General features: G+C 53.6%; 13 protein-coding genes and 1 other annotated feature. Of the genes, 1 reads left to right on the plus strand and 12 read right to left on the minus strand.

What is annotated here, in order from left to right; all coding sequences use genetic code 11:
• Positions 1-212: 212 nt before the first annotated feature.
• The 3 genes from VU18_RS11775 to VU18_RS11785 form a co-directional block, all read right to left on the minus strand.
• The gene (locus tag VU18_RS11775; RefSeq protein ID WP_047758141.1) at positions 213-968 is read right to left on the minus strand and encodes an RNA methyltransferase; all 756 of its coding nucleotides are present in this window, start codon (positions 966-968) and stop codon (positions 213-215) included.
• Positions 965-1489 (minus strand): peptide-methionine (S)-S-oxide reductase MsrA, encoded by a 525-nt coding sequence (gene msrA, locus VU18_RS11780; protein ID WP_013144533.1) that lies wholly within the window; start codon positions 1487-1489, stop codon positions 965-967. The genes VU18_RS11775 and msrA overlap by 4 nt, the downstream gene beginning before the upstream one ends.
• Positions 1490-1617: 128 nt before the next feature.
• Positions 1618-2361: an HI0074 family nucleotidyltransferase substrate-binding subunit gene (locus tag VU18_RS11785; RefSeq protein ID WP_031206373.1), complete on the minus strand. Its 744-nt coding sequence runs from the start codon at positions 2359-2361 to the stop codon at positions 1618-1620.
• 127 nt (positions 2362-2488) lie between these two features.
• Between VU18_RS11785 and sspI the strand changes: the two genes are divergently transcribed.
• A complete protein-coding gene (sspI, locus tag VU18_RS11790) occupies positions 2489-2698 on the plus strand; it encodes a small acid-soluble spore protein SspI (RefSeq protein ID WP_013524294.1) in 210 nt (69 codons plus the stop codon).
• Positions 2699-2726: 28 nt separating this feature from the next.
• Here sspI and VU18_RS11795 read toward each other — a convergent pair whose 3' ends face one another.
• The 9 genes from VU18_RS11795 to ytxC all read right to left on the minus strand — a co-directional run bounded on the left by VU18_RS11795 (position 2727) and on the right by ytxC (position 9426).
• Positions 2727-3815, minus strand: coding sequence for a M42 family metallopeptidase (locus VU18_RS11795; protein ID WP_011232187.1), 1089 nt, complete (start codon positions 3813-3815; stop codon positions 2727-2729).
• A gap of 93 nt (positions 3816-3908) precedes the next feature.
• Positions 3909-4394, minus strand: a complete 486-nt coding sequence (locus tag VU18_RS11800) for a dUTP diphosphatase (RefSeq protein WP_011232188.1) — start codon at positions 4392-4394, stop codon at positions 3909-3911.
• Positions 4395-4409: 15 nt separating this feature from the next.
• On the minus strand, positions 4410-4661 hold the full coding sequence (locus tag VU18_RS11805; protein ID WP_047758142.1) for a DUF1294 domain-containing protein: 252 nt from the start codon (positions 4659-4661) through the stop codon (positions 4410-4412).
• Between the two features lie 57 nt (positions 4662-4718).
• Positions 4719-5078 (minus strand): 50S ribosomal protein L20, encoded by a 360-nt coding sequence (gene rplT / locus VU18_RS11810; protein WP_011232190.1) that lies wholly within the window; start codon positions 5076-5078, stop codon positions 4719-4721.
• A gap of 25 nt (positions 5079-5103) precedes the next feature.
• Positions 5104-5304, minus strand: a complete 201-nt coding sequence (rpmI, locus tag VU18_RS11815) for a 50S ribosomal protein L35 (protein WP_011232191.1) — start codon at positions 5302-5304, stop codon at positions 5104-5106.
• 13 nt (positions 5305-5317) lie between these two features.
• Entirely contained in the window at positions 5318-5902 is a 585-nt protein-coding gene (gene infC / locus VU18_RS11820) for a translation initiation factor IF-3 (RefSeq protein WP_075261478.1), read from the minus strand.
• Positions 5897-6030, minus strand: a sequence feature (ribosomal protein L20 leader region). (Overlaps the previous gene by 6 nt.)
• A gap of 226 nt (positions 6031-6256) precedes the next feature.
• Complete coding sequence (gene thrS / locus VU18_RS11825; RefSeq protein WP_033025971.1) at positions 6257-8215, minus strand: threonine--tRNA ligase; 1959 nt, start codon at positions 8213-8215, stop codon at positions 6257-6259.
• Positions 8216-8221: 6 nt separating this feature from the next.
• On the minus strand, positions 8222-8509 hold the full coding sequence (locus VU18_RS20305) for a hypothetical protein (RefSeq protein WP_143425218.1): 288 nt from the start codon (positions 8507-8509) through the stop codon (positions 8222-8224).
• Between the two features lie 41 nt (positions 8510-8550).
• Positions 8551-9426: a putative sporulation protein YtxC gene (ytxC, locus tag VU18_RS11830; protein WP_014196512.1), complete on the minus strand. Its 876-nt coding sequence runs from the start codon at positions 9424-9426 to the stop codon at positions 8551-8553.
• Positions 9427-9563 lie beyond the last annotated feature (137 nt).

Consider the following 9563-nt stretch of genomic DNA (forward strand, 5'->3'; position numbering starts at 1 on the left):
GTCTTTTTTCATGGCGTCCACATCACTTTGAAGGCGATCGACTTTGTCTTCGAGTTGTTTCACGCTTCCTTGCAGCTTGACGATATCCATGCGCATTTGTTCGATGTAGGCCCCTTGAACATCAAGACGCTCGAGCACAGCGTTCAATAACGCCCGCAGTTCGCCATCCATCCGTCTCCGCTCCCTTGTCCGATTGATTTTCGATTCTAATTTTACCGCACCGCCTGCAAGGAATAAAGCAAAATTCCGGCCGCAACGGCGACGTTCAGCGACTCGGCGCGGCCGTAAATCGGGATGTACACGTTCTCTGTCGTTAGGCGCAGCAGGTCGGGTCGGACGCCGCTTCCTTCATTGCCGACGAGCAAGGCGAACGAAGACGATTGTGGAACGGTGCGGTAATCGACGGCGTTCTCCAAGGCGGTGCCGTACACCGGAATGCCCTGCTCCTTGAAACGCGCGATCCATTGTGCCGGATCGCCTTTGACAACCGGAAGGTGAAACAGCGACCCTTGCGTCGCCCGCACCACTTTCGGATTGTACAAGTCGGCGCATCCCTCGCCGAGGATGACGGCATCGATCCCAGCGGCATCGGCGGTGCGGATCATCGTCCCAAGATTGCCCGGATCTTGCACGGCGTCAATAAGCAAGGCGGTCTTCACGCCTTCAAGCTCGGTCGACAGCTGCCGGCACACCGCGGCGATGCCTTGCGGCGTCTCCGTGCTGCTGATCGCCCTCATCACCGCTTCGGTCACGATCGTAACCGGGACACCTGTGACGTTCCAGCCGGGCGGGACGGCCGTCCGCTCATCAACGATCAGCTCGACAAGGGGCGCGTTGCTTTTTATGGCCTCTTCGACAAGATGAAACCCTTCAAGCAAAAACAATCCGGTCTCATCGCGCCCTTTTTTTGTCAGCAGCTTTTTCCATTGTTTGACGCGCGCATTTTTCGGCGATTCGATCCGCTTCACCGCTTCGTCCCCCAATGTTTGGCGATAAATTCGTCACGCCCCGAGGCGGCTCGATCTTGCTTGTAATGTTCCGGATTTTTCTTATGATAGTTTTGATGGTACTCTTCCGCCGGATAAAACGTGGTGGCCGGCAAAATTTTCGTCACGATCGGCTTGGAGAAGCGCCCGCTTTCCTCGAGCGCCCGCTTTGACTGCTCGGCAAGCTGGCGCTGTTTTTCGTTATGGTAAAAAATCGCCGTCCGGTATTGCGGCCCGCGGTCGTGAAACTGGCCGCCGTCATCGGTCGGGTCGATTTGGCACCAATACAGCTCCAAGAGCCGCTCATACGGAAAGACGTCCGGGTCGAAGGTGATTTGCACCGCTTCGTAGTGGCCGGTCGTGCCGGTTTTCACTTGCTCGTATGTTGGATTTTCCACATGTCCCCCTGTATAGCCGGAGACGATGCCGTAAATGCCATCGAGCTCCTCAAACGGCGTCACCATGCACCAAAAGCAGCCGCCGGCGAATGTCGCTTTCTCCATTGTGTCGTCACCTCATGCATCAAGTTTCTTCCTTTGATTATAGCAAAATGTGTGCCGTTGTCATCTTTCACGACCAAAGTCAAGTTCCTTCACAAAGCCAAGCGCGTTCCGTTCCGCACGCCGGCCGCTCATGTCGCCGAGTCAAGCCGTTGTTTCATTTCGTCAAGCAAGCGGTCAAACAGCGGGATATAGTGGGTGCGAATGCGTTCATACATGTCCATGGCAGTTTCTTCATCATACGTATGGGACGTCCGGTTGCGGTCTTCGAGCATGCGAAGCCATGTCTCTCCGTCTTGAATCAACCCTTCCCGAAACTCCTCGCGAATCGTTTTCCTCGGACTCGTCACTTCAGCGTATCCCTGATGCTCCAAATAAAGTTTCATCCATTTCCATGCTAGTTCGTACGTGAATTCAAAGCGTTGAATGGTCGCATCAACAACAAGGTCATCCGTTTGGGCGTCTCTTGCGGCACTTTGCCGGAGTTTGGAGAGCGCCCGTTCGAAATCGTAAAATCGATCCATCAGCCGGCTCATTGTGACCATCACCTTCCCGTGCTCGTTCGTTTGAAAAATCGTCTTTCCTTCTTGGTCAATATTCATTTTTAGCTGTTCGTTGTGAATTTGATTGTAATCAACAACATCGATCGGATAAATGATCGGAAGTTCATCCAAGTCCGATTGCAGGAGGTACAGCGGGCCTCCCGGTTTTCGAAATTGGATCGCCAAATCGATATCCGATCCTTCCTTGTAATCGCCTCGTGCTCTTGAGCCGAACAAAATGACTTTTTCAATGACATCAGCATAACGGGAAAATAGATGGAGCAGTTGGCGAAATACCGTTCGTTCCAATCCATAGAGCGGTTTCTCGTCCATCGTCGCCATCACTCATTTCGGTCTAGTTTTTCCTCTATTATACCATATACGAGAGCCGCTCCATGTATAAATCCGCCGCCATTGGCAAACGATAACGGTGTACAATACGGCCAACGAGGTGAGACAAATGGATTTGAACTTGCGGGAAGCCATTATGCACAACGTAGCCAACAACTCGAAAGAGCAGCTGGAACATACGATCGAAGATGCGATCCAACGAGGCGAGGAAAAATATTTGCCCGGCCTCGGTGTCCTCTTTGAAGCCATTTGGACGCATGCCAATGAGCAACAAAAAGACATGATGCTCACAACACTCGAGCAGGCGGTTAAACAATGACGAACACCGGCCGAATCGGCCGGTGTTTTTATTCGTCAAACGTCAGTTGTTTCACTTTGTCGGCGTCAAGCCGTTTGATCACCTCAACAAGCAGCTTGACCGTGTTTTCGTAGTCGTCGCGGTGCAAAATGGCGGCGTGCGAGTGGATGTAGCGCGTCGGGATGGCAATCGTGAGCGACGGAACGCCGATGCCGGTTAAGTGAATCGCTCCCGCGTCCGTACCGCCGCCTGGCATGGCATCAAAATGGTACGGAATGTTGAGCTCTTCCGCCACTTCGATGACAAATTCGCGCAAGCCGCGGTGCGACACCATCGTTGCGTCGTACAAGACGATGTGCGGGCCGGCGCCGAGTTTGCCCATCGCTTCTTTTTCCGACACCCCCGGCGTGTCGCCGGCAATGCCGACGTCAACAGCAAACGCGATATCTGGCTGAATGAATTGGGCGGCCGTGCGCGCGCCGCGCAAGCCGACTTCTTCCTGCACCGTGCCGACGCCGTATACCGTGTTTGGATGGTCGACGCCTTTCAGCTGCTTGAGCACATCGATGGCGACCGCACAGCCGATCCGGTTGTCCCATGCTTTCGCGAGCAGCATTTTTTCATTGTTCAATACCGTAAATTCAAAATACGGCACGATCATATCGCCCGGGCGGACGCCCCACTCCATCGCTTCCTCGCGGCTTGTCGCGCCGATGTCGATGAACATATCTTTGATTTCCACCGGTTTTTTGCGCGCCTCCGGCGGCAGAATGTGCGGCGGCTTCGAACCGATGACGCCGGTGATGTCGCCTTTTTTCGTCACGATCGTCACGCGCTGGGCGAGCATCACTTGGCTCCACCATCCGCCAAGCGTTTGGAAGCGGATGAATCCTTTGTCGTCGATTTGCGTCACCATAAAGCCGACTTCATCCAAATGGCCGGCGATCATCACTTTCGGCCCGCCCGATTTCCCTTCTTTTTTGGCAATCAAGCTGCCGAGGCCATCCGTTGTCACTTCATCCGCATACGGAGCTATGTATGTCTTCATCACATCGCGCGCTTCCCGCTCATTGCCCGGGACGCCTTTCGCATCGGTCAGCGCTTTCAGCATCGTCAACGTTTCGTCCAACTTCGCCATCTTGGCACCCCTTTCCGGTTTTGTCCACTTTTTTATTATACTTGAAAAGGCTGACGATTGGCAAAATGAATCATTCGCCACCCGAAAAAAAGATCAATAGCGCTCGTTTTGCCGCTTGTGGTTCACTTCATTTTTCCGCCGATACGCCGCCTCGATGTCGTCGGAAGAAAAACCGAGCGCCACGCCAAGCCGCCAATACTCCGCAAACAGCGCATCATATTCCCCTCGCGCTCTCGTCTCCCCGAACCGCTCGGCGGCGCGAAACACGGCAAGAAACTGCTCGACAAGCGGCCGTCCCGCCGACGGAGCTTCGTTTTCTTCATAAAACAAGCCGCACTCCAGCCCGAGCGACAATAAAAAATGCAAGCCGTCAACATATTCCTCAAGCACTCGCTCGGCTGGCGCGGGCGGTTTGATGCTCCAAAATTTAAAGCAACGCGTCTCATTCGCGAGTTCACCCAGCTCCACAAGAAAGGCGAGCTGCTTGCGGGCAAACAAATCTTCCTCCATCAAGCCATGCTCCGTTTCAATGCGCCGATCCAACATGCGCTGCATATCGTAAAGCAAAGGCCAATTCATTCTCTCCTCCCCTTTCTACCTCATCCATCGCCAATAGAGAAACAGCTCCACCGCTGCCAACAGCGGCAAACCATAGCGAAACGTCCGATGGCGCGTTTTATGGCGAAACGTGTACATGCCCGCCATTGCCCCCAGAGCTCCACCCAACCACGCCAGCAGCCAAAGCGTCCGCTCGGCGGTGCGAAAGCGGCGGCGCTTCGCCTTGTATTTGTCGACCCCCATCACGAAAAAAGCGAGAAGGTTGATCGCTATCCCGTATTGTACCATATCGATCCCTTTCCTTGATAAGAAAATGGCCACCCTGATCAAGGATGGCCATCGTTGTTATTTATTCAAATTCGCTTTCGCCAAGTCGGCGAGTTGGGCGAACGCGGCTTGATCGTTCACCGCCAAGTCGGCGAGCATTTTCCGGTTCACTTCCACGCCGGCCAGCTTCAAGCCGTGCATCAAACGGCTGTAGGACAAGCCATTTTGGCGAGCCGCCGCGTTGATGCGGACAATCCACAGTTTGCGGAAGTCGCGCTTCCGTTGACGGCGGTCGCGATACGCATACATGAGCGATTTCATCACTTGTTGGTTCGCGACTCTATATAATGCGTGTTTCGCGCCGAAATAGCCTTTTGCGAGTTTTAACACTTTTTTGCGACGTCTGCGCGTCACTGGTCCACCTTTTACGCGTGGCATAATCGTTCCCTCCTATAGTCGGTCGTTATTTCAAGTTGTCAAGCATTTGGCGGATGCGTTTGAAATCGCCAGGCGAGACAAGCGTCGCTTTGCGGAGATGACGCTTTTGTTTTTTCGTTTTATTGGCAAACAAGTGGCTCGTATAGGCATGACCGCGTTTTAATTTGCCGCTGGCCGTTTTTTTGAACCGTTTCGCCGAGCCGCGGTGAGTTTTCATTTTTGGCATCGCAGGTTCCTCCTTACTTGTTGTCGTTTTTCGGTGCGAGCACTAAAAACATGTTGCGCCCGTCCATTTTCGGCGCCGTTTCGACAACGGCAATGTCGGCGCACGCTTCCGAGAAGCGGTCAAGGACGCGCTGCCCAATTTCTTTATGGGTGATCGCCCGACCTTTAAAGCGGATCGTCGCCTTCACTTTATCGCCTTTTTCCAAAAACTTGCGCGCATTGCGCAGCTTCGTGTTGAAGTCATGCTCCTCGATCGTCGGGCTGAGGCGCACCTCTTTGACGTTGATCACTTTTTGTTTTTTGCGCGCTTCTTTCTCTTTCTTCTGCTGCTCGAAGCGGAATTTGCCGTAGTCCATGATGCGGCAAACGGGCGGTTTGGCGTTCGGCGCGACAAGCACAAGATCCAAGTTGCGTCTTGCCGCAATCTCAAGCGCCTCCTGCTTCGACTTGATGCCAAGCTGTTCGCCGTTTTGGTCGATCAAGCGCACTTCACGGGCACGAATTTGTTCGTTGATAATAAAATCTTTGCTAATAATGAGCCACCTCCAAGGTTTTTTCCGACTGGCTTGTTTGCCAGCAGAGCCCCACTTCCAGCCCAAAAAAAAGCGCAGATGCACAAAGCACCCGCGCAGTACGTCCTTACACTCGCATTGACGAACCGTAACAACCTGCCAACAGCCGTCTTGGCGTCGGTCAGGTGAGAAGCGGGGTGCTTCTGCTTTTGTTACAAACAAGCAATCATTCCACTTTATACACTATACCACCTTGGCGATGGCATGTCAAGGAGCGGATCTTGATAAACACAACGTCCTTTATTATAGCGGATCAACATTCAATTGGCAAGAGAAAATCTTGTTCACGCCGCCATTTCTTTGAAAAACCGCCCATGACATGGGCCATCGCCACCGTTGCTTCCTTGTAGCGCTTGAACGTTTATGTCGCCTGTCAACGGTTTATTGCGCTTTCCCTAATCTTGTCCGTTTTTCCCGCACATCGTCAGCGAGCAAGGCCATAAACTCGTCAAGCCCCATCGTCCGGCTTTCTTTTTCTCCATAGCGGCGGACGTTGACCGCTCGCTCAGACACTTCTTTATCGCCGACAACGAGCATGTACGGGATTTTTTGCATTTGCGCTTCGCGGATTTTATAGCCGATTTTTTCGTCGCGCTCGTCGACTTCGACGCGGAAGCCGCGTTCTTTCAGCGTCCGTTGCACGTCATACGCGTAATCGAGGTGCGCCTCCGGCGACACGGGGATCACTTTGACTTGAACCGGGGCGAGCCATGTCGGAAACGCGCCTTTATACTCCTCGATGAGGAACGCGACAAACCGCTCCATCGTCGAGACGACGCCGCGATGGATGACGACCGGACGATGCGGCTTCCCATCCTCGCCAATGTATGTCAAATCAAAGCGCTCGGGCAACAGGAAGTCAAGCTGCACCGTCGAGAGCGTCTCGTCTTTGCCAAGCGCCGTGCGCACTTGCACATCGAGCTTCGGCCCGTAAAACGCCGCTTCCCCTTCCGCTTCGTAGTAATCGAGGCCGAGCTCGTCCATGGCTTCCCGCAGCATGCGTTGCGCTTTTTCCCACATTTCATCGTCATCATAATATTTTTCTTTGTCATGCGGATCGCGGTAAGACAAGCGGAACGAGTATTCCTCAATGCCGAAATCCTTATAGACTTCCAAAATCAAGTTGACGACGCGCTTGAACTCGTCTTTGATTTGGTCCGGGCGCACGAAAATGTGGGCGTCGTTGAGCGTCATGCCGCGGACGCGCTGCAGGCCGGTAAGCGCTCCAGACATTTCATAGCGGTGCATCGTGCCGAGCTCGGCGATGCGGATCGGCAGCTCGCGGTAGCTGTGCAGCTTGCTTTTGTAAATCATCATATGGTGCGGGCAGTTCATCGGACGAAGCACAAGTTCTTCGTTGTCCATCTCCATCGGCGGGAACATGTTTTCTTTGTAATGGTCCCAATGGCCCGATGTCTTGTACAGCTCGACGCTGCCGAGCACCGGTGTGTAGACATGATCGTATCCGAGCGCCACTTCTTTGTCGACGATGTACCGTTCGATAATGCGGCGGATCGTCGCTCCTTTCGGCAGCCATAGCGGCAAGCCTTGTCCGACTTGTTGCGATGTCGTAAACAGCTCAAGCTCTTTGCCGAGCTTCCGGTGGTCGCGCTCTTTCGCTTCTTCAAGCAGGCGCAAATAACGATCCAAGTCTTCCTTTTTGAAAAAGGCCGTGCCGTAGATGCGCTGCAGCATTTTGTTGTTGCTGTCGCCGCGCCAGTAGGCCCCCGAGATGCTGAGCAGCTTGAACTCTTTGATTTTTCCAGTCGACGGCACGTGCACACCGCGGCAAAGGTCGAAAAACTCGCCTTGCTCATAAATCGAAATCGGCTCGCCTTCCGGAATATCGGCGATCAACTCGAGCTTCAACTCATCGCCGATTTCTTCATACAGCCGGATGGCTTCTTCGCGGCTCACTTCTTTGCGGACGATGTCCAAATTTTCTTTGACAATCTTGCGCATTTCCGCTTCGATTTTCGGGAGGTCGTCTGGCGTCAGCTTATGCTCCATGTCGATATCATAGTAAAAGCCGTTTTCAATGACCGGACCGACGCCGAGCTTGACGTTGCCATACATCCGCTTGATCGCCTGCGCCATTAAGTGGGCGGTGCTATGGCGCAAAATGTCAAGCGCCTCCGGCATGTCTTGGGTAATGATGACAAGCTCGCCATCTTCGTGAAGCGGCGTGCGCAAATCAACGAACCGGCCGTTCAGTTTGCCGGCGATCGCTTTTTTCTTCAGCCCCGGGCTGATCGAGGCAGCGATGTCTTCCGTCGTCGTCCCCTTCGGAAACTCCTTTTCCGCCCCATCTGGGAACGTGATGCGAATGACGTCTGGCATCGGCAATCACTCCTTTGTCATGATGATGAAAATGGAAAAATAAAAAAACTCCTCCCTCCTAAAGGGACGAGTTTTCATCGTGGTTCCACCCTTCTTCCCATGGCAGCGCCTCGCCATGCCATGGCTCAACAAGAATAACGGTCGTCCACCGGCGGCAACTACTGGGCGTTGCGTTCGCTGCCGCAGCTCTGAGGGGGTAAGCGCATTTTTCGTGTTAGGAAGGTTCCAGCCGCTGCCTTCCCTCTCTGGAAACCGTAAAAATGCACCCATGTCCTCGTCATCGCTTGTATTCATCCATATTCATGACGACATTATAGCGAAAACAGCAGGAAAAATCAAGCTTCTCCCCCATTTCCAGCGTTGGCGGCAAACAAGCGGGAAAAATCGGCGCGGCGGCAGACGATCAGCCGTTCTTGAAACACGTTTTGCAGTGTCTGCACCATGCCGTCATCCGGATGATCGGTGTACAGCTCAATTTCCGCCGGAGCGAGCGAGACAAGCGGAGCGAGCACCGATGCATCAATATACATCGGCTGGCTGAAGACGAGATGGCGGTCGATCAACTGTCTCACTTCCGCCGCCGACAGCTCCCGCCGCTCGCTGTCGTAAAATACGAAGTGCGGCGGATCGTGCACCAAATACAGGCGCGGCCATTGCGGCGTCCGGCCAGCCAGGCAGTCGCGCAGCATTTGCACAAAATTTTGATACTCCTGCTCCAGCTTGTATTCATCAATCGCCAGCTCGACATAATGTTGGAGGCGCTCCATATACGGCTTTAACCGGAACGTAACGAACGAAGAAAACGAAAATGACAAGCCGTCGCGCAAAAAGGAGGCAAAAGCGTCGCGCAACATCACGGTGCGCGAGGCGGCAAACGCCGCGCTTTTCCGGTAATCGCTCCGCTCGCCGTCCAAAAACGAATGAGCGAGGGCCAAAATTTGCTGCTGTTCTTCGACGTCGCGGAAATAAAAAACATTGGCAATGATGGATAGCAGCAGCCGGTCTTCCATCACCTCCTGCATAAACGCCGTCATCGCTGGGATGATATGCTCCTCAAGCACACGCTTCTCCTCGCCCTGTATGTAAACCGCCACGGTTTTGTTCCCGTCATAAGCGGCATGAAACAGCGGACCGTCATCCGGTTGCCGGTGATCTAGCAGCCCAACCAATTTTTCCGCCTCGCTTGCCTCGTCAAAATGGATTTCGATCACCCGCTGTCCCCCCTTTAGCCCGAAAGGAATGCTTGGTTTATATATATGGGGACAACGGGCTGTTTAGACTAAAAAACCACAAAGCTTAGCGGCGTTCATTGTTCGAGGAGAGGGTGCCCCAAAAGGATCGGGACACC

The sequence above is a fragment of the Geobacillus sp. ZGt-1 genome (assembly GCF_001026865.1).
GTDB lineage: Bacteria > Bacillota > Bacilli > Bacillales > Anoxybacillaceae > Geobacillus > Geobacillus thermoleovorans.

What these genes read in the sequence shown, in the direction of transcription:
- msrA (WP_013144533.1), bottom strand. Translation starts at nt 1,489, where the DNA reads ATGGAGAAAGCGACATTCGCCGGCGGCTGCTTTTGGTGCATGGTGACG.
- VU18_RS11785 (WP_031206373.1), bottom strand. Translation starts at nt 2,361, where the DNA reads ATGGACGAGAAACCGCTCTATGGATTGGAACGAACGGTATTTCGCCAA.
- sspI (WP_013524294.1), top strand. Translation starts at nt 2,489, where the DNA reads ATGGATTTGAACTTGCGGGAAGCCATTATGCACAACGTAGCCAACAAC.
- VU18_RS11795 (WP_011232187.1), bottom strand. Translation starts at nt 3,815, where the DNA reads ATGGCGAAGTTGGACGAAACGTTGACGATGCTGAAAGCGCTGACCGAT.
- VU18_RS11800 (WP_011232188.1), bottom strand. Translation starts at nt 4,394, where the DNA reads ATGAATTGGCCTTTGCTTTACGATATGCAGCGCATGTTGGATCGGCGC.
- VU18_RS11805 (WP_047758142.1), bottom strand. Translation starts at nt 4,661, where the DNA reads ATGGTACAATACGGGATAGCGATCAACCTTCTCGCTTTTTTCGTGATG.
- rplT (WP_011232190.1), bottom strand. Translation starts at nt 5,078, where the DNA reads ATGCCACGCGTAAAAGGTGGACCAGTGACGCGCAGACGTCGCAAAAAA.
- rpmI (WP_011232191.1), bottom strand. Translation starts at nt 5,304, where the DNA reads ATGCCAAAAATGAAAACTCACCGCGGCTCGGCGAAACGGTTCAAAAAA.
- thrS (WP_033025971.1), bottom strand. Translation starts at nt 8,215, where the DNA reads ATGCCAGACGTCATTCGCATCACGTTCCCAGATGGGGCGGAAAAGGAG.
- VU18_RS20305 (WP_143425218.1), bottom strand. Translation starts at nt 8,509, where the DNA reads ATGAATACAAGCGATGACGAGGACATGGGTGCATTTTTACGGTTTCCA.